Raw genomic sequence first — 25,790 nt, forward strand, 5'->3', positions numbered from 1 at the left:
GCCTCCGTTGAAGTGGTTAACTCCATGCTTAGGCCATCGCAGCGCGCAAAGGTTCCCGTTTTTTTTACAGGTTAGGCGCGAGGTAGCGTTCGAGTTCAGCCTTGTCGATGCCGCGGCGGACAACCATGTCTTCAAACTGGTCGCTGCCGATCTTGCCGACGGTGAAGTACTTCGATTGCGGATGCGCGAAGTAGAAGCCGGACACGGCGGCGCCGGGGAACATGGCGAACGACTCGGTCAGCTCCATGCCGATCTCTTCCGCTTGCAGCACCTTGAACATGTCGGCCTTCACCGTATGCTCGGGGCAGGCAGGGTAGCCCGGCGCCGGGCGGATGCCGGCGTATTCTTCGGCGATCATCTGCTCGTTGCTCAGGCCTTCGTCGGCGGCATAGCCCCACAGGTCCTTGCGCACGCGCTCGTGCATGTATTCGGCGAAGGCTTCGGCCAGGCGGTCGGCCAGCGCCTTGAGCATAATGGACGAGTAGTCGTCGTGCGCGTCTTCAAAGCGCTGCTCGTACTTCTCGATGCCCAGGCCGGAGGTCACGGCGAACATGCCGATGTAGTCCTTGATGCGGGACTCTTTGGGCGCGATGAAGTCGGCCAGGCACTGGTTCGGGCGCTGCACGCCGTCGATGATGGGCTTCACGCCCTGCTGGCGCAGGCCGTAGTAGGTGAAGGCCACGGTCTCGCGCTCGTCGTCGGTATAGATTTCGATGTCGTCGTCGTTCACGCTGTTGGCGGGCAGCAGCGAGACCACGCCGTTGGCGGTGAGCCAGCGGCCGTCGATCAGTTTCTTCAGCAGCGCCTGGCCTTCCTCGAACACCTTGCTGGCCGCTTCGCCCACCACTTCATCGGTGAGGATGGCGGGGAAGGGACCGGCCAGGTCCCAGGTCTGGAAGAACGGACCCCAGTCGATATAGTTGGCCAGCAGCGCCAGGTCCACGTTCTTGAACACGCGGCGGCCGATGAACTTGGGCTTGAGCGGCTTGAATTCCAGCTTGGCCTTGTTGGCGCGCGCGGCGGCCAGCGATACGGTCGGCAGCGCCTTCTTGTTGGCGTGCTGTTCGCGGATGCGCACATAGTCCTGCTCTATCTCGGCGATGTACTGGTCGCGGCTCTCCGGCGTCAGCAGCGACTGCGCCACCGACACGGAACGCGAAGCGTCCGGCACGTAGACCACCGGGCCTTCGTAGTTGTGCGAAATCTTCACGGCGGTGTGCGCGCGGCTGGTGGTGGCGCCGCCGATCAGCAGCGGGATCTTCATCATGCGGAAGTGCTCGTCGCGCTGCATCTCCTTGGCCACGTGGGCCATTTCCTCCAGCGACGGCGTGATCAGGCCGGACAGGCCGATGATGTCGGCGTTTTCCAGCTTGGCGCGCGCCAGGATCTCGGAGCAGGGCACCATCACGCCCATGTTCACCACCTCGAAGTTATTGCACTGCAGGACCACGGACACGATGTTCTTGCCGATGTCGTGCACGTCGCCCTTCACGGTGGCGATGACGATCTTGCCCTTTGGCTTGGCGACGATGCCGGTGCGCGCTTCCTCGGCCTTCTTCTCCTCCTCGATGTAAGGGATCAGGTGGGCCACGGCCTGCTTCATCACGCGCGCCGATTTCACCACCTGCGGCAGGAACATCTTGCCCTGGCCGAACAGGTCGCCGACGATGTTCATGCCGTCCATCAGCGGGCCTTCGATCACGTGGATAGGACGGCCGCCGGAAGCCAGAACCTGCTGGCGCATCTCTTCCGTGTCGTCGGTGATGAACTGGGTGATGCCGTGCACCAGCGCGTGCGCCAGGCGCTTCTCCACGATGGCGTTGCGCCACTCCAGGTTTTGTTCCTGCGCCTTGCCGCCGGCCTTCAGCGTGCCGGCGATTTCGATCATGCGCTCGGTGGCGTCTTCGCGGCGGTTCAGCACCACGTCCTCCACGCGCTCGCGCAGCTCGGCCGGCAGGTCGTCGTACACGCCCACCATGCCGGCGTTGACGATGCCCATGGTCATGCCGGCCTTGATGGCGTGGTACAGGAACACGGTGTGGATGGCTTCACGCGCCGGGTCGTTGCCGCGGAAGGAGAAGGACACGTTGGACACGCCGCCGGAGATCTTCGCGTGCGGCAGGTTGTCCTTGATCCAGCGGGTGGCGTTGATGAAGTCCACCGCGTAGTTGTTGTGCTCTTCGATGCCGGTGGCGATGGCGAAGATGTTCGGGTCGAAGATGATGTCTTCCGGCGGGAAGCCCACCTGCTCGGTCAGCACCTTGTAGGCGCGTTCGCAGATTTCGATCTTGCGCTCGAAGGTGTCGGCCTGGCCCTTCTCGTCGAAGGCCATGACGATGACGGCGGCGCCGTAGCGGCGGCACAGTTTCGCCTGGCGGATGAACTCCTCCAGGCCTTCCTTCATCGAGATGGAGTTGACGATGGCCTTGCCCTGCACGCATTTCAGGCCCGCCTCGATCACATCCCACTTGGAGGAGTCGATCATGATGGGCACGCGCGAGATGTCCGGTTCGGACGCGATCAGGTTCAGGAAGCGCGTCATGGCGGCCAGCGAATCGAGCATTGCTTCGTCCATATTGATGTCGATGACCTGGGCGCCGTTTTCCACCTGCTGGCGCGCCACCGACAGCGCCTCGTCGTACTGCTCGTTCAGGATCATGCGCGCGAACGCTTTCGAGCCGGTGACGTTGGTGCGCTCGCCCACGTTGACGAACAGCGAGTCGTCGTCGATGGTGAAGGGCTCCAGTCCGGACAGGCGCTGGGCGACCTTCACTTCCGGCAGCGCGCGCGGCTGGGTCTCGGCCAGCAGCTTGGCGATGGCGGCAATGTGGTCGGGCGTGGTGCCGCAGCAGCCGCCGGCCATGTTGATAAAGCCCGCGTCGGCGAACTCGCGCAGCAGGGCGGAGGTGTCGGCCGGCAGCTCGTCGAAGCCGGTGTCGCTCATCGGGTTGGGCAGGCCGGCGTTCGGGTAGATGCAGACGAAGGTGTCGGCGATCTGCGACAGCTCTTCGGCGTAGGGGCGCATCAGGGCGGCGCCCAGCGCGCAGTTCAGGCCTATGGTCAGCGGGCGCGCGTGCCGCACCGAGTTCCAGAAGGCCGGCACGGTCTGGCCGGAGAGGATGCGGCCGGAGGCGTCGGTCACGGTGCCCGAGATCATCAGGGGCAGGCGCTCCTGCTCCGGGCGCTCTTCGAAGTACAGGTCGATGGCGAACAGCGCGGCCTTGCAGTTCAGCGTGTCGAAGATGGTTTCCACCAGCAGCACATCGGAACCGCCGTCGACCAGGCCGCGCACCTGCTCGTAGTATGCGGCGACCAGCTGGTCGAAGGTCACGTTGCGGGCGGCGGGGTCGTTCACGTCCGGCGAGATGGACGCGGTCTTCGGCGTCGGGCCGAGCGCGCCGGCCACGAAGCGCGGCTTGTCGGCGCTGCTGTACTTGGCGGTGGCGGCCTTGGCCAGCTTGGCCGCTTCCACGTTCATCTCGTAGGCCAGGTGGCCCATGTGGTAGTCGTCCTGCGCGATGGAGGTGGCGCCGAAGGTGTTGGTTTCGATCAGGTCGGCGCCGGCGGCCAGGTAGCGCTCGTGGATTTCCTGGATCACCTGCGGCTGCGTCAGCGTCAGCAGCTCGTTGTTCCCCTTGACGAACAGCTCGCGCGCGCCGCTGTCGGCGGGCGCTGCGAAGTCGGCGAAGCGGCCGGTGGGGCCGCCGCGGTAAGCCATTTCATCCAGTTTGTACTGCTGGATGATGGTGCCCATCGCGCCGTCCAGGAACATGATGCGCTTGGAGAGCATCTCGCGCAATTGCGCTTCGGTCTTGGAGTAGCGTGGCTGGCTGGCTTTGTTGTTCATTTCGTACTTTCGCGACGTGGCTGAAGGGAGGCTGAGAAGACAATACCGGGTCTAAAATTATACGGCATTGCAGCATCGGCAGCATAAGAGGCATTTTCCGGTAACATTGCGCCATGAAGATAACCGTTATCATCTCCGCGCACAAAAAGCGCCGCGAAATGGAGTTCGTCCTGACCGGCTACGCCGCCCAGACCCGCATGCCGGACGAGATCATCGTGTCCCAGGACGGCGAGTTCCCCGAGATTGCCGAGGCGGTGGAAAACTGCCGCCACCTGGGCCTGCCGCTGATCCACCTGACCCAGGAGCACCGTGGCTTCGGCAAATGCCGCGCCCTGAACAAGGCCATCCTGCAAGCCAGCGGCGACCTGCTGCTGTTCACCGACGGCGACTGCATCCCGCGCGACGACTTTGTCGACACCTATCTGCGGCTAAGCCGCCCGGGGGCTTTCCTGGCGGGCGGCAGCCATATCAGCGTGCCGGAGGCCTACCACCTGAATAACGACCTGCGGCCCGCCATCCTGGACCAGCGCCTGTTCGACTACGGCTTCCTGAGCGCCATCCCGGGCTTCGACAAGAGCCGCAACCGATTGCTGCGCAATCCGCGCCTGCAGCGCTTCTACGACTTCCTCTCCCCGCGCAACGCCTTCAGCGGCGCCAATAGCTGCGCGTGGCGGCACGACGTGCTGGAAGTGGGCGGCTTCGACGAGAGCATGGCCTACGGCGGCGAAGACCTGAACATCGGCCTGAGGCTGAACAACATCGGCGTGCGGGGCGTGCGCGCGCGCCACTCCATCGTCAGCCTGCACCTGGACCACGGGCGCGGCTACTACGACGCGGCGCTGCACCAGGCCAACCAGGACTGGAACAAGGAAGTGCGCAGCCGGGGCCACGTGTTCCCGCGCGTTTCTCCTATCCGCCAGCTGAAGCCGTAAGCCGGCGTGCGCGGCGCGCACAAATCCTGTGCGCCGGCATGGCTGGTGCGGGTGGGGAGGGCGGCCTACCATGGCTACACCTTAACCACTCGTAGGAGTAGCGCCATGCCCATCCTGAACCTCACCCTTTCCACGCCGGCCAGCGCCGGGCAATCGCAGCGCGCCGCCGCCATTCTGCTGCGTCTGACCAATGACATCCTGCACAAGGCGCAGCCGCTCACTTCCATCGCCATCTCGCACGTGGAGCCGCAGCACTGGTACATCGGCGCCGCTTCGCTGGCGCAGCAGGAGAAAGCCAGCTTCTTCCTCGACATCAAAATCACCGACGAAACCAACACCGCCAGCGAAAAGGCGGCATACATCAAGGCCGTGTTCGAAGAAATGGCAGGCTTGCTGGGACCGCTGCACGAGGTCAGCTACGTCCACATCGACGACGCCCGCCCCGCCGCCTGGGGCTACGGCGGCCTCACCCAGCAATACCGCGCGGTGAAGAAGTCGATGGCGCCGGCCGAAGCCTAGGCCCAGCCGCGCCCGCGGTAGTGAGCGGTGGCGAAGTCGATGAAGGCGCGGACTTTCGGGGACTGGTGGCGGCTCTGCGGGTAGAGAGCGTACAGTTCGCGCGGACGCTGCGGGTAGTCCGGCAGCAGCGCGGTCAAGGCGCCGCGCTGCACGTCTTCATGCACGATGAAGGAGGCGGCGCTGATGATGCCCAGGCCGGCCAGCGCGGCGGCGCGCAGGGCGACGCTGGTGTTGGCTTGCAGGTTGCCTTGCACATTCACGCTCTCCTCGCCGCCGCCGGGGCTGCGGAAAGTCCATATGCGCGGGTGCTGCGCCTGCGTGTAGACCAGGCAGTTGTGCCGCGCCAGCTCGGCCGGCGTGCGCGGCGCGCCATGCTGCTTCAGGTAGGCCGGGCTGGCGGCCAGCAGCAGCGGGCTGTCGGCCAGTCTCCTGGCGATCAGCGTGGAGTCGGGCAGGCCGCGCGTGAGGCGCAGCGCGACGTCGAAGCTGTCTTCGATCAGGTCGACGATCCGGTCGTTGCAGACCAGGTCCACTGTCAATTCAGGGTATTGCGCCATGAAGGCGGACAGCCAGGCGGCCAGCTCCAGCGTGCCGAAGGCCATGGGCGCGTTGATGCGCAGGGTGCCGGAAGGACGCGCCTGCTGCGCAGTCACGGCGCGGTCGGCGTCGTCGAGGGCGTCGAGGATCTGGCGGCTGGCTTCGTAGTATTGCTTGCCGGCGTCGGTGAGGGCGAAGCGGCGCGTGGTGCGGTTCAGCAGCTGGGCGCCGAGGTGGGCCTCCAGCTGCTTGATCTGGCGCGAGACGGCGGTGTGGCTGAGGCCCAGCGCCTCGGCGGCAGCCGTGAAGCTGCCCAGTTCGACCACGCGGCGCAGGGCGCGCAGCGCAGCCAGCTGGTCGATGCGCGCAGGCTCGCTCACCGCTCAGGCGAAGCGCAAGCCATCCAGCGCGAAGCCCTTGATGAACTCGGAAGCCGGCAGGCGCTTGCCGCCCGGCTTTTGCAGCTCGGTCAGGCGCAGCGAACCGCCGCCGCCGCAAGCCACCACGATGCCGTGCTGCGCGTCGGCCGCGAGCACCTGGCCGGCAGGCGCCGAGCTGTCCGCGTCCAGCACTTCCGCGCCCCACAGCTTGATGGTGACGCCGTTCACGTCGCCATGCGCGCCGGGGAAGGGATTGAAGGCGCGGATCTTGCGGCCGATCTCGCGCGCGGACTGCTTGAAGTCCAGCGCAGCTTCCTCCTTGCTGATCTTGGCGGCGTAGGTCACGCCCGCTTCCGGCTGCGGCACCGCTTCCACGATGCCGCTGTCCATCTTCTGCATCACCTTGACGATCATGCGCGCGCCCATGGCGGCCAGTTTGTCGTGCAGTACCCCGGTGCTGTCCTGCGGGCCGATGGGCAGGCGCTCGATCAGCAGCATGGGGCCGGTGTCCAGGCCTTCTTCCATCTGCATGATGGTGACGCCGGTTTCCGCGTCGCCCGACTCGATGGCGCGGTGGATGGGCGCGGCGCCGCGCCAGCGCGGCAGCAGCGAGCCGTGGATGTTGATGCAGGGCTTGATGTCCAGCGTGCTGCGCGGCAGGATCAGGCCGTAAGCGGCCACCACCATCGCGTCGTAGTCGGTCGCCATCAGCAGCTCATGGGCTTGCTTGGCTTCGGCGGCGCGCTGCGGGTCCTTGCTGTCCATGCGCAGCGACAGCGGCTGCGCCACGGGAATATTGTGCGCCACGGCATATTGCTTGACGGCGGACGGGTGCAGATGCATGCCGCGTCCGGCGGGGCGGTCGGGCTGGGTCAGCACCAGGGGGATCTCAAACCCCGCCTCGTGCAGGCTTTGCAGCGCCACGGCTGCGAATTCGGGTGTGCCCGCGAAGATTATTTTCATTCTATTGTCCTCTTGAGGTGGCACTAAAAACTGACATGGCCGGACTGTGCCGGCCATGTGGGAAATCAGATGCGGCGGCCTTGTTCCCGCAGCGCTTTTTCGCGCGCGATGCCGCGTTCTTCCTTCATCATGCGCGTTTTGATGCGGTTGCGCTTGAGCGGCGACAGGTATTCCACGAATACCTTGCCCACCAGGTGGTCCATTTCGTGCTGGATGCACACGGCCAGCAGGCCGTCCGCTTCCAGTTCAAACTGCTCGCCCTTCACGTCGAAGGCGCGCACCTTCACTTTGGAAGGACGCTCCACGCCGTCGTACACGCCGGGCACCGACAGGCAGCCCTCGTCGTACACGGTGCGCTCTTCGCTGGACCAGATGATTTCCGGGTTGATGAAGGCGATCAGCTGGCTTTTGTCTTCCGAGGTGTCGATGACGACAACGCGCTCATGCACGTCCACCTGGGTGGCGGCCAGGCCCACGCCGGGCGCCTCGTACATGGTGTCGGCCATGTCGGCGACCAGTTTGGCCAGGCGCGCGTCGAAGGCGGTGACGGGCTGCGCAATCTTGTGCAGGCGCGGGTCGGGATAGCGGAGGATATTCAGTATGGACATGCGGATTCGTGGTGTGACTTAAAAATGCAACAGGCGCACCCTGCTGCGCAGCGTGGTTTCTCTTGCTAGTTCAGGGTATTATGGGCAGAATTTGATTCAGCAGGGCAACCTTCAGGTCGCGATCCAGCCTTTCGTCCATGCCCGCCTTTAACGGACATCTTAATGAAAAATTTTAGCACAGTCGGCGCACGCCTGTTGATCGCGACGCTTATTTCCAGTGCCACGGCGGCCTCTGCGCAATCCATGAACTGCGAATTCCGGCCGAATGCGCCGGACCAGCACGTGGTGGTCCGCGGCGATACGCTGTGGGGTATTTCCGGGCGTTTCCTGGAGCGCCCCTGGTGCTGGCCCCAGGTGTGGGGCATGAACCGCGAGGAAATCCGCAATCCGCACTGGATTTATCCGGGCCAGATCGTCTACCTGGACCGCGCCGCAGGCCGCCTGCGCCTGGGCAGCCGGGTGGGCGAGGGCGCCGGGGCCGGCGATCCGTCCGCGCTGCGGCTGTCGCCCCAGCTGCGCATGGAAGGCCTGGGCAAGGACGCCGTGCAGTCCATCCCGACCGGCGACATCGAACCCTTCCTCACCCAGCCGCTGATTATCGAAGACGACGAGCTGAAGAATGCGCCGCGCATCATTGCGGCGCAGGAAGGCCACGTTTTCCTGGGCAAGGACGAGAAAGCCTATGTGCGCGGCGACCTGAAGGATGGCACCTCCTTCCAGGTGTTCCGCCCGGGCAAGCCGCTGAAGGATCCGGTCACCAAGGCCGTCATCGGCCAGGAAGCGTTCTATTTAGGCACGCTCAAACTGCAGACCGCCGCCAAGCCCGGTTCCGAAGTGCACACCTTTATCGTGGCCACCGCCAAAGAGGAAATGGGCAAGGGCGATCTGCTGATGCAGTCCCCGCCCACGCCTATGCAGAACTATGTTCCGCACCCGCCGGAGCGCAAGGTGGACGCGGCCGTGGTGGCTATTTACGGCGGCGTGAGCCATGCGGGCCAGAACCAGGTGGTCAGCATTAATCGCGGAAAGCTTGACGGACTCGATATCGGTTCTGTGCTGCAGCTGTACCATAGGGGACAGACGGTGACCGATCCAGGCGCCAGCAAAGGCTGGCTCAACATGGGGAATCCGCAGGTCAAGCTGCCGGATGAGGAAGTGGGCAGCTTGTTTATCTTCCGCGTGTTCAAGCATATTTCTTACGGCCTGATCATGCAGGTAACGGCGCCAGTGGAAGTGGGCGACGTCGCCAAATCGCCGGAGTAAACCGCGCCGTGCAAGCCACGGATCCCCCCGCCAGCGGCAGCCAGCCTGCCGCCAGCCCCGCCGTCGCAGGCCCGGGGCCAGCCCTTGCCGCGCCCCGGGTCTTGGGCCGCGCGGCCATCGCCAGCTGGCTGCGGCTGCAGCTTACGCCCGGCGTGGGCGTGACCGCCGGCGCCGAGCTGATCGCCGAATTTTCCCATCCCGACCGCGTTTTCCAGGCCGAGCCCGGCGATCTGCACCGCGTGTTGGCCGAAGTGCTTGCTGGCAGCCTGGTCGCTCCCGCCGTGCAGGCGCTGCGCTCGCCCCCGGCCGCGCTGCTGGACGAGGCCGGGCGCCTGGCGGACGCCACGCTGCGCTGGCTGGAACAGCCCGGCCACGCGCTGATGGCGCTGGACGATCCCGCTTTTCCGCCCCAGCTGCGCCAGATCCCCGCCGCGCCGCTGCTGCTGTATACAAGAGGGCGGCGCGAACTGCTGTACCGGCCGGCGGCCGCCATCGTCGGCGCGCGCAACGCCAGCGTGCAGGGCGTGGAGAATGCGGACCGCTTCGCCGCCGCACTGTCGGCCGCCGGGCTGGTGATCGTGTCCGGGCTGGCGCTGGGCATAGACGCGGCAGCCCACGCGGGCGGGCTGGCGGCCGGACCGGAGGGCGCCGGCACGGTGGCGGTGCTGGGCACCGGCATCGACCGCCTGTATCCGGCCCGCAACCGCGAGCTGGCGCTGCGCATCGCCGCCGAAGGCTGCATCGTCAGCGAATATCCGCTGGGCACGCCGCCCCTGCCGGACAATTTCCCGCGCCGCAACCGCATCATCAGCGGCCTGGCGCGCGGCGTGCTGGTGATCGAGGCGGCGGCGCAGTCGGGCTCGCTCATCACCGCGCGCTACGCGCTCAACCAGGGCCGCGAGGTGTTCGCCGTGCCCGGTTCCATCCACGCCACGCTGAGCAAGGGCTGCCACGCGCTGATACGGGCCGGCCAGGCCAAGCTGGTCGAAACCGCCGCCGACGTGCTGGAGGATATGTTGCCGGATGCGCCCCGGGGCGCCGGCGCCGAGCGGCAACAGGCCACCGTGCAGCTGCGCGCCGAGCTGGAGGCGCTGCTGCTGGCGCTCGGGCATGATCCGGCCCCGGCCGACGCGCTGGCGCTGCGGGCCGGCCTGTCCGCCGCCGACGCGCACAGCCATCTGCTGGCGCTGGAACTGGCCGGCCTGGTCGAGCGATTGCCGGGAGGAATTTTTCAGCGCCTGCACCGCCGGGGCCTGTGACGATGCGGTGCAGGGCTTGTGTTTCGCCGTTCTTAACTGTTAGAGTAGCGCCATGTTCGACATCCTTGTTTATCTCTACGAGACTTATTACCGCCCCGATGCGTGCCCGGAACCGGCCGCCTTGGCAAGGAAACTGTCGGCCGTCGGTTTCGACGACGAGGAGATCTCCGAAGCGCTGGTCTGGCTCACCGACCTGAATGAAATGGCGGGAGTCGAACAGACGCTGACGGCCGCCTCCACCGGCACCCGCTACTATGTGGAGGAGGAGCAGGACGCGCTGGGCACCGCCGCCATCGGCTTTATCCAGTTCCTGGAAAGCGCCCAGGTGCTGTCGCCCCTGCAGCGTGAAATCGTCATCGAACGTGCGCTGGCGCTGGAGGAAGTGCCGGTGTCGCTGGGCAAGCTGAAAGTCATCGTCCTGATGCTGCTGTGGAGCCAGGGCAAGGAGCCGGACGCCTTGATGTTTGACGACCTGTTCGGTTCCGATGAAGATCAAATGCCGCGCCTGCTGCACTGACACGCTTCCCGTTGTTCCCCGCTTGCGCACCGCAAGACCACCCTCTGCAGCGCCGTGCCGCCAAGCCGAAGCAACCCTGGCGGGATTGCAAAAGTTCAGCATGCGGTATAAGAATGTTCTGTATGATGCGCATGCTGCGCCAAATCCAGAGTAAAAAAACAAGAGAATACAAAATATGAGCAAAACCCTCATCATCGCCGAGAAGCCATCTGTCGCGAACGATATCGCGAAGTCGCTGGGCGGCTTTACCAAGCACGATGAGTACTTTGAGTCCGACGACTACGTGCTGTCCTCGGCCGTCGGCCACCTGCTGGAAATCGCGGTGCCGGAAGAGCACGACGTCAAGCGCGGCAAGTGGAGCTTTGCCCACCTGCCCATGATCCCGCCGTACTTCGCGCTGAATCCGATCGCCAAGACCGAGTCGCGCCTGAAAGTGCTCAACAAGTTGATCAAACGCAAGGACGTCACCGGCCTGATCAACGCATGCGACGCGGGCCGCGAAGGTGAGCTGATCTTCCGCCTGATTGCGCAGAACGCCAAGGCCAAGCAGCCGGTGCAGCGCCTGTGGCTGCAGTCGATGACGCCCAACGCCATCCGCGAAGGCTTCAACAGCCTGCGCTCGGACGAGGAAATGCTGCCGCTGGCGGACGCCGCGCGCTGCCGTTCGGAAGCGGACTGGCTGATCGGCATCAACGGCACCCGCGCCATGACCGCGTTCAACTCGAAAGAGGGCGGCTTCTACCTGACCACCGTGGGCCGCGTGCAGACGCCGACCCTGTCCATCGTGGTCGAGCGCGAAGAAAAGATCAAGAAATTCGTCTCGCGCGACTACTGGGAAGTGCGCGCCGAGTTCATCTGCGCAGCCGGCGTGTACGAAGGCCGCTGGATGGACACCGGCTTCAAGAAGGACGAGCACGACCCGGAAAAACGCGCCGAGCGCCTGTGGTCCAAGGCCGCCGCCGACAGCATCGCGCTGGCCTGCCGCGGCAAGCAGGGCAATGTCACCGAAGAGTCCAAGCCGACCACCTCGATGGCGCCCGGCCTGTTCGACCTGACCAGCTTGCAGCGCGAGGCCAACGGCCGTTTCGGCTTCTCGGCCAAGAACACGCTGGGCCTGGCCCAGGCGCTGTACGAGAAGCACAAGGTGCTGACCTACCCGCGTACCGATTCGCGCCACCTGCCGGAAGACTACCTGGACACCGTCAAGGAAGTGCTGGGCGTGCTGGGCGAGAACCACAATTACCACACCTTCTCCAAGCAGATCCTGAGCAAGGGCTGGGTCAAGCCGAACAAGCGCATCTTCGACAACACCAAGATCTCGGATCACTTTGCCATCATTCCGACCGGCATCGCACCGAAGAACCTGTCCGAGCCGGAACAGAAACTGTACGACCTGGTGACGCGCCGCTTCATGGCCGTGTTCTTCCCGGCCGCCGAGTTCCAGGTCACCACCCGCTACACCGAAGTGTCCGGCCACCAGTTCAAGACCGAAGGCAAGGTCATGACCAACGCCGGCTGGATGGCGATCTACGGCAAGGACGCGGCCGGCGACGACGACAAGGAAGGCAGCGGCATGCTGGTGCCGGTCGCCAAGGGCGAGAAGGTCAAGACCGAGAAGGTCACGCCGAACGGCCTGGTCACCAAGCCGCCTGCGCGCTACTCGGAAGCGACGCTGCTGTCCGCCATGGAAGGCGCGGGCAAGCTGGTCGACTCCGACGAACTGCGCGACGCCATGGCCGGCAAAGGCCTGGGCACGCCGGCAACGCGCGCCGCCATTATCGAGGGCCTGCTGGGCGAGAAATACCTGCTGCGCGAAGGCCGCGAACTGATCCCGACCGCCAAGGCGTCGCAGCTGATGACGCTGCTGCGCGGCCTGGGCGTGAACGAATTGACGGCGCCGGAGCTGACCGGCGAGTGGGAATACAAGCTGTCGCAAATGGAAAAGGGACGCATCTCGCGCGAGGAATTCATGCGCGAAATCGCCCAGATGACGCAAATCATCGTCAAGCGCGCCAAGGAATACGACAACGACACCATTCCGGGCGACTATGCCACCCTGGTCACGCCTTGCCCGAACTGCAACAGCGTGGTGAAAGAGAACTACCGCCGTTTCGCCTGCACCAAGTGCGAGTTCTCGATGAGCAAAACGCCGGGCAGCCGCCAGTTTGAAATCGCGGAAGTTGAAGAACTGCTGAAGAACCGTACCATCGGTCCGCTGCAAGGCTTCCGTTCCAAGATGGGCCGCCCGTTCGCCGCCATCCTGCGCATCGTGCGCGACGAGGACATCAGCAACTTCAAGCTGGAGTTCGACTTTGGCCAGAACGACGAAGGTGGCGAGGACGGCGAAGGCGTGGACTTCACCGGCCAGACCCCGGTCGGCCCGTGCCCGAAATGCGCCGCCAATGTGTACGAAATGGGCTTGGCCTATGTGTGCGAGCACAGCGTCGCCAAGCCCAAGACCTGCGACTTCCGCAGCGGCCGCATCATCCTGCAGCAGGAGATCCTGCCCGAGCAGATGAGCAAGCTGCTCAACGACGGCAAGACCGATCTGCTGCCGGGCTTCGTCTCGCAGCGCACGCGCCGTCCGTTCAAGGCCTTCCTGACCAAGGGCAAGGACGGCAAGATCAGCTTCGAGTTCGAAGAGCGCAAAGCCAAGCCGGGCGCCAAGCCGAAAGCGGGCAAGGCGGACGAAGCGGAAGGCGCCGAAGGCGAAACCGCGGTAGCGGCGGCGCCGACCAAGAAAGTGGCGGCCAAGAAAGCCGCCGCGAAGCCGGCAGCGAAAAAAGCTGCAGCCAAGCCGGCCGCGAAAAAAGCCGCCGCCAAGCCGGCCGCCAAAAAGCCAGCCGCCAAAAAAGCCGCCGCCACAGCGGAATAAGCAAACGGGACCTTCGGGTCCCGTTTTTTATTCCCTTAGCCTGCGGCGCAGCGACACGAAGCTGCGCCTGCTGTGAAGTACGGCAAGGATAAGAGCTTCCGATGCGCGCACCCGATAGATGATGCGGTAGCGGAATACTTTGCGTTCGCGTATCGCCGGATCGGCAAGTTCAGGCACGATGGCGCCCAAGTGGGGAAACTGGCTAAGGCTAGCCGCCGTAGCCAGAATTTTTTTGACAACCGCCGAAGCATTTTGCGTAGAGTCGCGCGCAATGTAGTGGGCGATTGAGTTGAGGTCGTCGATTGCTTTTTCAGACCAAATTACGGATTTAGCCATTTATTGAGCCGCCGTTCCGCTTCAGTGTGCGAAATGGTGCCGTGGGCATCAACATGGTCGTCGCTCCTCTTGATTTCGGCTATGACGTATAGCTTGTAAAGGATGTCTTCCAATGAGCAGTCGTCAGGCATGGTCGCGAGCAAGTTCATGATTTCCTGCTTGGCGGTGGACATTTCTATGCTCCCAGTGCGTTGTATGACTTTAGTATAACTGGCCGGTTCGGACTTTGACCTTGCTTAAATCGGCAGGGTTCACACGCAGCGCATCATGGCTTCACAGGCCGTCCCTATGCTTGCATGATTCACATCATCAGGGACAGCTAATGAAAATCTTCGCTTCGGTTGCCGTTATTTGCACGCGCTTGTGCTGCGCACTTCTGGGCTTTGGCATGCTCTTTGTTTCCATTCCGCTGGCGCTGGTCCTCAACGCGTTTTCTTCCGAGGAGGCGACGGCGTCACCGTGGCAGATGATGGTATTGGTGATCGGCGGCGCGTGCCTGCTGGCGTCCGGGTTTGTGATGTTCGCGGTGGGGTGGCGGGCCCGGTCTCGGGAGCGCGCCTATCGGGGCGCCACGTTCGCGCTGCTGCTGGTGCCGCTTGCGGCCTGGGCGAAGCTGATGACCAGCCCGATCCAGTTTCCGCCAACGTCTTTGGCGGTGGTGCTCAGCGCTTTCACCGTCTGGCTTTTGCTGCTGTGTGCGTGGCCGGAGTTGCTGGAAACGCCTATGCCAGCGACGTGACGCGCCAGTGGCCGTCGGCGAAGGGCAGGGTGGTGATGCCGTCCGGCGAAAACTGCTGCGTGGCCAGCGCGTCCGCGCCGGGCACTTCCTGGCCTTCCTTCCAGGCGCAGTTGGAGCCGGCAATGCGCCAGCCGCCGCCTTTGTGCAGCACCGTGAACTCGCCCCATGAGCTGGCGTCCGGCGTGGTCGGGGAGTAGGCGTCGCCGGGGCTGCCGCAAGCCCAGGCCATCCAGTGCTCGCCGATAATCAGGTAGGCGACCGCTGCGCCGCCCGCCGCCGCAACCGGCACCAGCCGCACGCCGCGCATCGGCGCGCCCGCCATGCGTACCCAGTCTTCATCGTAGCTGGCGTCAATGCCGGTTTCGTGGACCGCGTCCTCGCTGTCGAAACGCATCCAGCCCGCGTCCAGTTCGGCGCTGAGAGCGGGGAAGGCGATCTCGGGCCGCCATTCGCAGCGCTCGCCCGCCACCACGGTAGTGCCGGCAAAGCCGGTTTGCGCGCTGAAACGGGCCAGCTGCGCCGGCGCAAGCGTCGCCAGCTGGGCGCGGCTGTCCAGCGACGGGCGGTCGATCGGAATGCGCAGGTCGATATGGAAGCTGGCGGACTGGAACCACCACACCTGAGTGCTCAGGTCGCTGGTGCCATTGCTGCGCCAGATGCCGGTGCGCCGCCACAAGCCTTGATAGATCGCAGGAACTGTCATCACCGCAAGTCGTCGGTATAGAAGTAGACCGTGCCGCGTATGGCGGACGGCGTTGCCTGCAGCGCGGCGGCGAGCGCTTTGGCGTCCGGTTCGGCCATGCCGTTCTTGGCGATGGTGGCCGGTGCGTATGGCGCATGCGATGCTGCACGGTAAGAAACAATATGATCGAAATCGGGACGGCTGTCGATCTCCTTGATGAGGTAACGCTGTTTGCCGTTGCCAATTTGCACATAAGTTGCCGTGGAGTTTGTTTTTTCGGCTGGCGAGAGTGGCCGGAACAGCAAGACTTTATCCACCACCAATGTTGCAGCCCTGTACTGTGTCTTGCCGCCTTGCTCGAAATGGCCGAGCACCAGATCAGCCTTGAACTGGCGCAGGGGCGAGGCGGCGTCCGGCGCCAGCCTGTCCAGTTCGAATTTTTCCGGGTCCACGGTCCACAGCGCGGTCTTGCCGTCCAGCCGGCCTTTCAGCGCCGCGTCCAGCCTGGCGTCCGCCACGTGCACTTGCAGCACCACCTGGTAATCGTGCGGCGCATGGAACATGGGCAGGTGCGAGGCGTACAAGCCCTCCTTGCCGCCGAACAGCGCCATGCCGTGGGTGCCGAAAGTGGGGCCGGCCGCGATTGCCTGAACGGCGAGAAGGCAGGCGGCGGCAGTCATTGCCGCTGCGCGCGGCCATCTGGTATGGATGAATGTTTTCATACCGTAATGGTATTCGGGCGCACGCGGAGCGTACAGCCCTGCTTGCGTCCGCGTCTACGTAGTTTCCACGAGGCACTAATTTTAACTCCGTGTTACACTCCTATCCTTCCCTAGCAGTTCTGTCAATACTAAGTGTTGCTTTTTATCACAAGCAGCACGCTGTCTCATTGTTGCAATCGTAGTTTCCCATGGACGCACTGGCACCTGTTTTCAGCCGGGGCGCGGCTTGTCCGCCTGTGTCCCACTTTTTTGTTCGAGAGAAAAAATGAAAAACCTGAAAATCGGTACCCGCCTCGCCGGCGGCTTTGGACTTGTCTTGCTGCTAACTATGCTGATGACCTGGATAGGCCTGAGCCATATGCAGGCCGTGGCCGAAGCCACCAGCGAAATGATGCAGCAGCCGCTGGCCAAGGAACGCATGATCTCTGACTGGTACCGCCTGATCCACACCAGCGTGCGCCGCACCACCGCCATTTCCAAGTCCAGCGACGCCAGCCTCGGTCCCTTCTTTGCCGCCGACGCCGCCGCTTCCTCCAGCGAAGTGAACGAGCTGCAAAAGAAGGTTGAGCCGCTGCTCGAAAGCGACGAGGAAAAGCAGCTGTTCGCCACCATGATCGCCGCGCGCAAGCGCTATGTGGCCTCGCGCGACGGCATTGTTGCGCTGAAGAAGGAAGACAAGTTCGAGGAAGCCGCCGCGCTGCTGGAAAAGAATTTCATCCCCGACGGCAAGGCCTATCTGGATGCGCTCAGCGGCCTGCTGGTGATGCAGCGCCAGAGCATCGACGCCAACGCGGCCCGTATCGACGCCAGCTACCAGGAAAACCGCCGCTTCATGCTGGCCTTCGCCGCCGCCGTGCTGGCGCTGGGCGGCCTGTGCGCCTGGCGTTTGACCACCGGCATCACCCGTCCGCTGCGCCGCGCCGTGGACGTTGCCACCGCCGTGGCCGCCAATGACTTGCGCAGCGATATCGTGATCGACAGCCGCGACGAAACCGGCAAGTTGCTGCAGGCGCTCAAAACCATGAACGACGGCCTGGTGCTCATCGTCAGCGAAGTGCGCTCCGGCACCGACCAGATCGCCACCGCCTCGCATCAGATCGCCGCCGGCAATCAGGACCTGTCCAGCCGCACCGAGCAGCAGGCCGGCAGCCTGGAGGAGACCGCCTCGTCGATGGAAGAACTGACCTCGACCGTGAAGCAGAACGCCGACAATGCGCGCCAGGCCAACCAGCTGGCCGTGGCCGCGTCGCACGTCGCCGAGCGCGGCGGCGAGGTGGTGGGCGAAGTGGTGGACACCATGGAATCGATCAATGCTTCGGCGCGCAAGATTGTCGACATCATCAGCGTGATCGACGGCATTGCTTTCCAGACCAACATCCTGGCGCTGAACGCCGCCGTAGAGGCCGCCCGTGCAGGCGAACAGGGTCGTGGTTTTGCGGTGGTGGCCAGCGAAGTGCGCAACCTTGCGCACCGCAGCGCCGCCGCCGCCAAGGAAATCAAGGTGCTGATCGACGACTCGGTGGGCAAGGTTGAGAACGGCAGCAAGCTGGTCGAACAGGCCGGCATGACCATGAGCGAAGTGGTGGACAGCATCAAGCGCGTGACCGACATCATGGGCGAAATCACCTCGGCCAGCATGGAGCAGAGCGCCGGCATCGAGCAGGTCAATGAGGCGATTATCCAGATGGACCATGTGACGCAGCAGAATGCGGCGCTGGTGGAAGAGGCCGCCGCTGCCGCGGGCGCGCTGGAGGAGCAGGCGGAATCGCTGGCGGACGTGGTGAGCGTGTTCAAGTTGTCCGAGCCGTACAGCCATGCGCCGGCGCTGACTTTGCACAAGTCCGCCGCCGTGGCGCCGCGCGCCGCGAACCAGCAGGCGCTGCGCCTGAGCGCTTGATATGGTTGGCGGGTTACGCGCGTACTGCGTAACCCGCCAGCTCTGCAGCGTGCGCTGCATAAATCCCAAACTGTGTAGAGTGTGACAACAACACCATGCTTTGGGAGAAATTATGCGAAATACCTTCTTGAAACTGAGCGCCTTGTGCGCTGCCCTGCTGCTGGCTGCCTGCCAGACCTCGCCGACCGGCTCCAGCGCCGCCCAGGACGAGGCGCCGTCGCCGAAGAACCCCGAGTTCACCACGGAAATGGCGAAATTCAACGCCCAGTTCCCGAATCCGAAAGTCAGCAAGTACGAGGAAGAGTCCATCGCCTTCAACAACGCGCAGAAGTTGGACGAGCGCGGCAACTGCCACGGCAAGTCCAAGTATCCGGTCACCATCATGCTGCTGCTGGACGCGAACGGCAAAGTCATCAGCACTGTGACGGATGTGGAAAACGGCAAGGCGGCCTGCTTCCGCCAGTCCTACGCGGCGGTGCAGTTCCCCAAGCCGCCCATCGCGCCTTACCGCAAGGCCATGCTGCTCAGGTAATCACTGCTCCACGGCGATCATATTGTCGTCCGGCTTGCGGTCGATCAGTTTGTTGTCCGGATCGATGCCCGCCCTGGCCGGGCGGCCGCTGACCACCAGCGTGTAAGTGGCTTGCTTTTGCGTTACCAGCTTGCGCTCGCGCAGCAGGCTGTTGCCGTCCTTGTCGTCCACGCCCACGTCGATCAGGTCGCGGATCGGCATTTCCTTCTCGGCGCCCAGTTCGTCCGCCCGCAGCTTGCTGGCGTGGACTTTCAGCGTCACCTCATACTTGCCGTCCGGACGCTTGCGCGCCGTAGCGCTCAGCGCGCGGCTGTCGTGCAGCACGATGGCGTTGAACAGGTCGTCGATCAGGTAAGCCTGGTCCGGCTGCGCAATCTTGCGCAGCGCATCCACCAGCACCGTCACGCTGGGGTAGGGCGCGGTGTGGAAGGCGTGCTGCGCCAGCAGGCCCTTCAGCACACCGTTCACCCGCTCCTCGCCCAGGATGTCCTGTAGCTGGTACATGGCCAGGCTGCCTTTGCGGTAGTGGATGTAGGGCTGGTTCTCGTTGTCCGCCAGCGGCAGCTCCTTCTTGTTCTCCAGCGCGCGGCCCATCAGGTAGTGGTTCAGGTCGTAGCGCAGGAAGCGGCGCATCTTGTCGGCGCCGTACTGCTTCTTCATCACCATCAGCGCCGAGTACTCGGACAGGGTTTCGCTCAGCACGGTGGCGCCGCGCGTGTCGCCGCCCACCAGCTGGTGCGCCCACCATTGATGCGCCACTTCATGCGCCGTCACGTAGAAGGGGTAGTCCACGTCCTTGGGGTTCTTGTCGTCCACCTTGGCGATGAAGCCCACGCTTTCCGAATACGGGATGGTGTTCGGGAAGGACTGCGCGAACGCGGCGTAGCGCGGGAACTCCACAATGCGCACCACCTTGTGCTGGTAGGGGCTGTAGTTCCTGGTGTAGTACTCCAGCGCGTCCTTCACGCCCTTGGCCATGCGGTCCAGATTGTATTCGTGGCCGGGCTGGTAGTAGATTTCGATGCCCACGTCCTGCCACCAGTCATGCTTGACGGCGTAGCGGGCCGACTGGAAGGCGTAGAAGTTCAGGATGGGCTTGTCCATCTTGTAGTGGAAGTAGCGCCGGCCCTTGGCTTTCCATTCCTTTTCCAGCGTGCCGGGCGCCACGGCGGTCTGGTCGGCGCTGGTGCTGACCACGGCGTCGAAGGTCACCCAGTCGGCGTCGCTGCCGATGTAGTTGTTGGCCAGGCCTTTGGGATCGTCGCGCGGCAGGGCGCGTTCCTGCGCCGGCAGGCCGTGGCGCTTGCGGTCGCGCGGATCGGTCAGCTCGGCCTGGCGCTGGTAGCCGATGTGCGGCAGCTTGGTGTTGTTGAAGAAGGTGCCGTTGCCCACCACCGGCGTGTCCTGGCCCAGGCCGAGGATGCCCTTGGGCGCGTACACCAGTTCGAATTCCAGCGGCATGCGCGCGCCCGGCGCCAGCGGCGTGGACAGGGTGTAGCTGTACACGCCCAGCTGCTCATCCCTGGTTTTCAGGTGCGCCACCTGGCCGAAGCGCAGCGGCTGCATGTCGGCCGTCGTGTCCTGCGTGACGTAGATTTCGCTGATGGGCTGCGCGCTCTTGTTCTCGAGCATGTAGCGGCCCTTCACCTGCAGGCGGCGCTTTTCCGGCTCGATGGCCACGCCCAGCCGCACGTCCGTGATGCGCGGCTGCGCCACATCGGCCAGCTGCTTGTATTTGCGTTCATAGTCCGCGCGCTCGGCCAGCTGGCGGTAGGCGGACTTGTAGTTGTTTGCGATGTGCAGGTTGTAGAACAGCACGCCGCCGGCGCCCAGGAAGATGCTCACGCCCAGGGCCAGCGAGGCCAGCACCGGCATGGTCAGCGCATGGCGCGCCAGCGAGACGCGCTGGCGCCATTCGGTGTTGTTGCCGCGCGCCCAGAACAGCAGCGACAGCACCACCAGGATCAGCGCCGCGCCGCTCCAGTACAGCTCGAACCAGCGCTCGCGCACCAGGTAGTGGCCGTAGCCGTTCATGGCCGAGTAGACGAAGCTGGGCGAGGTGCCGTACACCAGCATGGGATGTTCCATCCCCAGCGAGGGCAGGGTGATGCTGGCTACGTAGTACAGGATCATGGCGAAGTGCGCCATGTATTTGTGGTTGATCAGCACCTGCGCGGCAATCGCCAGCACCGCCACCAGCGCGTAGGACGGCAGCTGCACGGTGTACAGGTGCTGGAAGTACAAGCCGGGTTCAAGCTGGAAGTAGCCGTGGAAGATCTGTATCGTCATGCCGCACAACATCACCACCAGCATCAGCAGCGCCTGCAGGCCGATCAGCGCGAACAGCTTGGACAGCAGCGGCAGCCAGCTTGGCACCGGCAGCGCGTCCAGCATCTGCGCCATGCGGTTCTCGCGCTCGCGCCACACCAGCTCGCCCGCGTAGAAGGTGGTGAGCACCAGCATGAACAGCGCGAAGGTTTCCGACACCATTTCCAGCACCATGTAGGTGACCGGGTAGGTCTTGGTGCCGTACATGGAGCCCATGTCCAGCGCGCCGGCGAACATGGTCAGCACGCCGGCCAGCACGATCACCAGGAAGTAGACATTCTTCACGGTTTCGCGCAGGTTCAGGTAGATGTTTTTCAGCAGCAGCAGGCCCAGGCTGCGCGACTTGAAGTCCGGCGCCTCGTGCGTGTGGCTGGCCGCCTGGCTGATGCGCAACTGCGGTTCGGCGTCGCCGCGCGCGTCGGCCTTGCCGCTGTCTATGCTGCTGACAAAGCGGAAGCGCCAGTAGCCCAGCAACAGCACCACCACCGAGAACGAGGTCCAGATCACGCGGTTCAGCAGGTACACGCCTTCCGGCAGCACCAGGCGCGTGTTGCGCTCGGCGATGGGCCAGTATTCGGTCAGGTTGATGGCGGCGGCGGTGCCGAAGGGGTCGATCAGCGCGGCCAGCGTCTTGTAGTCCAGGTCGCGCGCCAGGCCGGGGGCGACGATGTAGCCGATCAGCATCACCACGCTGGAAATATAGACCGGCAGCATGCGCCGCGTGAGCGCGGCCAGCACGAAGAAGATGGCGCCGAAGATGAACAGATTGGGCAGCAGCGTGACGAAGTAGGGTATCAGCCAGGCCGCCAGCGGCGGATTGCCCAGCCGTTCTGGATCGACGCCGGGAATGAAGGTGCCCAGCCAGGCGCCCAGCAGGATGGACGCGAACACCACCGCCAAGGTCAGGTAGGCGCCGATGAAGCGGCCCAGCATGTACTGGTACTTGCGGATGGGCGCGCTGAAGAAGAAGTGGTGCATGTCATATTCGAAGTCCTGCTGCACCGAGCGGCCCATCATGGCGGCCACCACGATCACGCCCAGGCAGCCGAGGAAGCTGGCGGTGAACATGATGGAGCGCGGGGCGTTGATGAACACGCGGCCGCCGAAGGTGACCACGGCTTCCTTGAACACGCCGCCGGCGGCCGCCATCCACAGCATGGCCAGCAGCAAAAACATGCCGAAATAAACCCAGGTGGACAGCAGCTTGAGGCGCTGGCGCGCTTCGAACAAGGCGATGGCAAGCATGTTGGCCGCCTTAATCGCAGCTGTCGGCGGCGTTGTGGCGGCCGGCGATGGTGGCGAAGTACAGGTCTTCCAGGTCGCCGATGGCTTCCTCGAAACCGTCGCCCGGATCGTCGTCGCTGTAGACGTGGATCAGCGTGCGGCCGGACAGCAGACGGGTCGAGATCACGGCATGGCGGGTCTGGAACTGCTGCAGGTCGCGCTTGTCCACGAAGCGCGCCCAGATCTTGCAGCTGATGTCGTCGATCAGCTGCTGGGTCTGGCCGGTGAGCAGCAGATGGCCCTTGTTGATAATGGCCATATTGGCGCACAGGTCGGCCACGTCGCTGACGATGTGGGTGGACAGGATCACGGTGCGGTCTTCGCCGATGTCGGACAGGAGGTTGTGGAAGCGCACGCGTTCCTGCGGGTCCAGGCCGGCCGTGGGTTCGTCCACGATAATCAGTTTCGGGTCGCCCAGCAGCGCCTGGGCGATGCCGAAGCGCTGCCGCATGCCGCCCGAGAAGGTGCCCAGCTTCTGGTGGCGCACCTCGAACAGATTGGTCTGCTGCAGCAGGCCGTCCACCACTTCGCGCCGGCGGGCGCGGCTGGACAGGCCTTTGAGCACCGCGAAATGGTCCAGCAGCTCGTAGGCGGACACCTTGGGATAGACGCCGAAGTCCTGCGGCAGATAGCCCAGCAGGCGGCGGATTTCGTCCTTCTCGTCCAGCACGTCCAGCTCGCCCAGGAAGACCGAGCCGGAATCGCATTCCTGCAGCGTCGCCAGCGTCCGCATCAGGGTGGACTTGCCGGCGCCGTTAGGCCCCAGCAAGCCGAACATCCCGGCCGGTATCGTGAGCGAAATATTGTCCAGCGCCACCACCCCGTTGGCGTAAGTCTTGGACAAATTGCGAATGCGTAATTCCATGCTGACTCCTGTCGTGTCCTGCTGCACCGCAACAGGACATACCACTATTCAATGTTGGCATTGTATTGAAATTGCCGCTGAGCGGTGGCTTCATTGCGACAGTCGGCAAAATCAGGGTTCCAGAGCGCCCAAAGCGGGGAACGGGCTACCGGGCGAACCGCGTGCGGCTAGTTGCGGAACAGCACTTGTTCGCGGCTGAACCACCAGCGGCACAGGGCCAGCAGCGCGCCTGCCGTGACCGCGCTCGACACCAGGATCACGGCGAACATGCGGTAGTCCATGGTGCCCTTGACCAGTTCCTTCATGGCCAGCGCCACATTGGTCAGCGGCACCATGGCCCACAGCCAGTTCAGTTCCACGCCCGGCAGCAGGGCCACCATCACCGGCAGCAGGGACAGCAGCATCAGCGGCGAGATCAGCCCGGCCGCCTCCTTGTAGCTCTTGGCGTAGATGGACAGCGACAGCAGCACCGAGGCGAAGATGGCGGCGGTGGGCGCCAGCATCAGCGCCAGCATGGCCATGTCCAGCGCGCCGATGGAGCTGACCATGGCGGCCACGCCGGCCGGCGCCGCGCTGCCGAAGGCGAACAGCAGCACGCTCATGCTGCCCACCATGAGCAGGGACGAGGTCAGGCCTATGCTGAACAGCACCAGGAATTTGGCCAGCACGATGGAGCTGCGCGGCACCGGCGCCAGCAGCAGCGTTTCCAGCGTGCCGCGTTCCTTTTCCCCGGCGCCCATGTCGATGGCCGGGTACATGGCTGCCATCAGGCAGCCCATCAGCAGGAAGTAGGGCAGCAGGCCGCCCAGCACGGCGCCCATCTGCTCGCGCTTGCCCGCCGTGGAGCGCTCCTCCAGCATGACGGGATTGAGGGCGAAGCGGAGCTGCTTCTTGCTCAGGTTAAGCGCGGACAGCTCGTGCTCGCGCAGCTCGGCGTTGACCGCGTCCAGCTCGGCCGACACGCGCTTGCGGATCACGTCCATGCTCACCGCGCTGTTGTAGTGCAGCGCCACGCTGGCCTGCTCCTTGCCTTGCAGGCGCTGCTGGTAGGCCGGCGGGATCACCAGCGCAAACTTGATCACGTCCTTGTCGATGGCGTTGCGGATCTGCTCGGGCGAGGCCAGCGGCACTTCGCGGAAGCCGCGCTCGGCCGTGAAACGCTGCGCCAGGCCGGGCGCGTATTCCTTGCCGAACATGGCGTAGGTCAGCTCGGCGGTGCGCGCCTTGTTGAACAGATTGGTGGACACATAGCTGAAGCCGCCCATGATCAGCGGCATGGCCAGCACCGGTATCAGCACGGTGAAGATAAAGGTCTTGCGGTCGCGCGCCAGCTCCAGGATTTCCTTGAGGTAAATGGTCCACATGGCTCAGTCCTCGCGGTTGATGACGCCGATAAAGGCGTCGTACAGGTCGGCGCTGCCGCCCAGGTGGCGCAGCTCATCGACCGTGCCGTTGAAGGCGGTCTTGCCGTGGTTGATGATGCAGACGCGGTCGCACAGTTTTTCCACCTCGTGCAGGTGGTGGGTGGAGAACACCAGCGGAATGCGCAGCGCCTTGTAGCTGGCGATGAAGTCCAGCAGGATCTTGGAGGACATCACGTCCAGGCCGGTGGTGGGCTCGTCCAGGATCACAATCTGTGGCTCGTGCACCACGGTGCGGGCGATGGCGCACTTCTGTTTCATGCCGGTGGAGAGCTGGTCGGCGCGCTTGCTGCCATAGTCCTGCATCTGCAGCAGCTCGAACAGATAATCGCAGCGGCGCTTCAGGTGGGCGCTGTCCATGCCGTGCAGGCGGCCGAAATACTCGACGTTCTCGCGCGCCGTCAGGCGCCCGTACAGCCCGGTTGAGCCGGACAGGAAGCCGATCTGCTGGCGCGCCAGCAGCGGCTGTTGCAGCAGATCCACGCCGTTCACCAGGGCCTTGCCGGCGTCCGCCTTGAGCGCGGTCGACAGCAGGCGCAGGGTGGTGGTCTTGCCGGCGCCGTTGGGGCCGAGCAGGCCCAGCACTTCGCCGGGCGCGCAGCTGAAACTCACGTCGCGCACCGCGTGGAACCAGCCGTCGTGGCCGCGCGGGTCGCGCGTGGCCGGCGCGGCGCCCTTCTGCCGGGGCAGCTGGAAGCGCTTGGCCAAGCCCTGAACTGCGAGCATTTTATTGTCCTGTTGTAAATATGGTGAGCAAGGGTAGCATGCCAAAATTCTCACATGCAAGATACAAAATGGTTTTGTCTTGCTATAGTCGTGCCACTATGAAAAACAGTCTGTTGATCGACACAGCCACCAAGGAAAAGATCCTCGCGGTAACGCGCTGCGGCACCACCGTGTCCGAAGCCACCGGTTTCTTCCGGGTGGCGCTGGGCCTGCATTACCTGTCCGGACTGATGACCAAGGAGACCCTGGACTTCAAGCGCCTGGACAAGGAATACAACCGCTTCATCTACCATGCCATTGGCAAGGGCCACAGCATCACCAGCATCCTGCAGTACCTGAGCGGCGAAAAGGTGATCAAGGTGGTGGAGTCTGCGCGCTTCCTGCGCGCCTTCAGCGACTATTGCGACGCGGTGCCGGTCGACAGCATTCCCTTCCTGCTGGGGCTGAACCTGGGCGTGGCCAAGGATTTGTCCGGCATCGACGTGCGCGGGCCGGTGGCGGACTGGATAGAGCGCCAGCGCATCCTGCGCGAGGAGAGGGAGGGCGGGGTGTAAAATG

22 protein-coding genes are annotated in these 25,790 nt (G+C 64.3%); 10 read left to right on the forward strand and 12 right to left on the reverse strand.

Going from position 1 to position 25,790, the window contains the following annotated elements; all coding sequences use genetic code 11:
* Positions 1 to 64: 64 nt before the first annotated feature.
* Positions 65 to 3,847 (reverse strand): methionine synthase, encoded by a 3,783-nt coding sequence (gene metH / locus KT882_RS06245; protein WP_161071716.1) that lies wholly within the window; start codon positions 3,845 to 3,847, stop codon positions 65 to 67.
* 113 nt (positions 3,848 to 3,960) lie between these two features.
* Between metH and KT882_RS06250 the strand changes: the two genes are divergently transcribed.
* Together KT882_RS06250 and KT882_RS06255 are read left to right on the forward strand one after the other, a co-directional pair.
* Positions 3,961 to 4,779: a glycosyltransferase gene (locus KT882_RS06250; RefSeq protein ID WP_228894982.1), complete on the forward strand. Its 819-nt coding sequence runs from the start codon at positions 3,961 to 3,963 to the stop codon at positions 4,777 to 4,779.
* 105 nt (positions 4,780 to 4,884) lie between these two features.
* On the forward strand, positions 4,885 to 5,298 hold the full coding sequence (locus KT882_RS06255) for a tautomerase family protein (protein WP_161071714.1): 414 nt from the start codon (positions 4,885 to 4,887) through the stop codon (positions 5,296 to 5,298).
* On the opposite strand, the gene KT882_RS06260 is transcribed toward KT882_RS06255, so the two are convergent.
* The 3 genes from KT882_RS06260 to def all read right to left on the reverse strand — a co-directional run bounded on the left by KT882_RS06260 (position 5,295) and on the right by def (position 7,786).
* Positions 5,295 to 6,215 (reverse strand): LysR family transcriptional regulator, encoded by a 921-nt coding sequence (locus KT882_RS06260; RefSeq protein WP_228894984.1) that lies wholly within the window; start codon positions 6,213 to 6,215, stop codon positions 5,295 to 5,297. The two genes, KT882_RS06255 and KT882_RS06260, sit on opposite strands and share 4 nt — an antisense overlap.
* 3 nt (positions 6,216 to 6,218) lie before the next feature.
* Complete coding sequence (fmt, locus tag KT882_RS06265; RefSeq protein ID WP_161071713.1) at positions 6,219 to 7,178, reverse strand: methionyl-tRNA formyltransferase; 960 nt, start codon at positions 7,176 to 7,178, stop codon at positions 6,219 to 6,221.
* A 65-nt stretch (positions 7,179 to 7,243) separates the two neighbouring features.
* A complete protein-coding gene (def, locus tag KT882_RS06270; protein ID WP_228894986.1) occupies positions 7,244 to 7,786 on the reverse strand; it encodes a peptide deformylase in 543 nt (180 codons plus the stop codon).
* A gap of 162 nt (positions 7,787 to 7,948) precedes the next feature.
* On the opposite strand from def, the gene KT882_RS06275 reads away from it, so the two are divergent.
* From KT882_RS06275 to KT882_RS06290, 4 genes are all read left to right on the forward strand, one after another.
* Entirely contained in the window at positions 7,949 to 9,049 is a 1,101-nt protein-coding gene (locus tag KT882_RS06275; protein ID WP_161071711.1) for a LysM peptidoglycan-binding domain-containing protein, read from the forward strand.
* Between the two features lie 8 nt (positions 9,050 to 9,057).
* Complete coding sequence (gene dprA, locus KT882_RS06280; protein ID WP_228894989.1) at positions 9,058 to 10,308, forward strand: DNA-processing protein DprA; 1,251 nt, start codon at positions 9,058 to 9,060, stop codon at positions 10,306 to 10,308.
* A 52-nt stretch (positions 10,309 to 10,360) separates the two neighbouring features.
* Positions 10,361 to 10,825, forward strand: a complete 465-nt coding sequence (locus KT882_RS06285; protein WP_161071709.1) for a DUF494 family protein — start codon at positions 10,361 to 10,363, stop codon at positions 10,823 to 10,825.
* 175 nt (positions 10,826 to 11,000) lie between these two features.
* Positions 11,001 to 13,700, forward strand: coding sequence for a DNA topoisomerase III (locus tag KT882_RS06290; RefSeq protein WP_161071708.1), 2,700 nt, complete (start codon positions 11,001 to 11,003; stop codon positions 13,698 to 13,700).
* Positions 13,701 to 13,727: 27 nt separating this feature from the next.
* On the opposite strand, the gene KT882_RS06295 is transcribed toward KT882_RS06290, so the two are convergent.
* Entirely contained in the window at positions 13,728 to 14,036 is a 309-nt protein-coding gene (locus KT882_RS06295; RefSeq protein WP_161071707.1) for a type II toxin-antitoxin system RelE/ParE family toxin, read from the reverse strand.
* Positions 14,021 to 14,209 carry a hypothetical protein gene (locus KT882_RS06300; RefSeq protein WP_161071706.1) on the reverse strand — a complete coding sequence of 63 codons (189 nt, stop codon included), beginning with the start codon at positions 14,207 to 14,209 and terminating at the stop codon, positions 14,021 to 14,023. Before KT882_RS06300 ends, KT882_RS06295 begins: the two co-directional genes overlap by 16 nt.
* 149 nt (positions 14,210 to 14,358) lie before the next feature.
* On the opposite strand from KT882_RS06300, the gene KT882_RS06305 reads away from it, so the two are divergent.
* Positions 14,359 to 14,775 (forward strand): hypothetical protein, encoded by a 417-nt coding sequence (locus KT882_RS06305; RefSeq protein WP_161071705.1) that lies wholly within the window; start codon positions 14,359 to 14,361, stop codon positions 14,773 to 14,775.
* Here the strand turns inward: KT882_RS06305 and KT882_RS06310 are convergent.
* Entirely contained in the window at positions 14,759 to 15,478 is a 720-nt protein-coding gene (locus tag KT882_RS06310; protein ID WP_161071704.1) for a hypothetical protein, read from the reverse strand. The genes KT882_RS06305 and KT882_RS06310 overlap by 17 nt on opposite strands.
* Entirely contained in the window at positions 15,478 to 16,137 is a 660-nt protein-coding gene (locus tag KT882_RS06315; protein WP_228894990.1) for a hypothetical protein, read from the reverse strand. Before KT882_RS06315 ends, KT882_RS06310 begins: the two co-directional genes overlap by 1 nt.
* 307 nt (positions 16,138 to 16,444) lie before the next feature.
* Between KT882_RS06315 and KT882_RS06320 the strand changes: the two genes are divergently transcribed.
* Both KT882_RS06320 and KT882_RS06325 read left to right on the forward strand, forming a co-directional pair.
* Positions 16,445 to 18,076 (forward strand): methyl-accepting chemotaxis protein, encoded by a 1,632-nt coding sequence (locus tag KT882_RS06320; protein ID WP_161071702.1) that lies wholly within the window; start codon positions 16,445 to 16,447, stop codon positions 18,074 to 18,076.
* Between the two features lie 112 nt (positions 18,077 to 18,188).
* Entirely contained in the window at positions 18,189 to 18,608 is a 420-nt protein-coding gene (locus KT882_RS06325; protein ID WP_161071701.1) for a hypothetical protein, read from the forward strand.
* Here KT882_RS06325 and KT882_RS06330 read toward each other — a convergent pair whose 3' ends face one another.
* From KT882_RS06330 to KT882_RS06345, 4 genes are all read right to left on the reverse strand, one after another.
* Positions 18,609 to 22,181: an ABC transporter permease/M1 family aminopeptidase gene (locus tag KT882_RS06330; protein WP_161071700.1), complete on the reverse strand. Its 3,573-nt coding sequence runs from the start codon at positions 22,179 to 22,181 to the stop codon at positions 18,609 to 18,611. It abuts the gene before it with no gap.
* Between the two features lie 10 nt (positions 22,182 to 22,191).
* Positions 22,192 to 23,085 (reverse strand): ABC transporter ATP-binding protein, encoded by an 894-nt coding sequence (locus tag KT882_RS06335; RefSeq protein ID WP_161071699.1) that lies wholly within the window; start codon positions 23,083 to 23,085, stop codon positions 22,192 to 22,194.
* Between the two features lie 167 nt (positions 23,086 to 23,252).
* Entirely contained in the window at positions 23,253 to 24,449 is a 1,197-nt protein-coding gene (locus KT882_RS06340; protein ID WP_228894993.1) for an ABC transporter permease, read from the reverse strand.
* Positions 24,450 to 24,452: 3 nt separating this feature from the next.
* On the reverse strand, positions 24,453 to 25,232 hold the full coding sequence (locus tag KT882_RS06345; protein WP_161071697.1) for an ABC transporter ATP-binding protein: 780 nt from the start codon (positions 25,230 to 25,232) through the stop codon (positions 24,453 to 24,455).
* Positions 25,233 to 25,330: 98 nt separating this feature from the next.
* Between KT882_RS06345 and KT882_RS06350 the strand changes: the two genes are divergently transcribed.
* Positions 25,331 to 25,786, forward strand: coding sequence for a hypothetical protein (locus tag KT882_RS06350; RefSeq protein ID WP_161071696.1), 456 nt, complete (start codon positions 25,331 to 25,333; stop codon positions 25,784 to 25,786).
* Positions 25,787 to 25,790 lie beyond the last annotated feature (4 nt).

Origin of the sequence: Pseudoduganella aquatica (assembly GCF_020865585.1) — a bacterium.
GTDB classification, from domain to species: Bacteria; Pseudomonadota; Gammaproteobacteria; order Burkholderiales; family Burkholderiaceae_D; genus Rugamonas; species Rugamonas aquatica_A.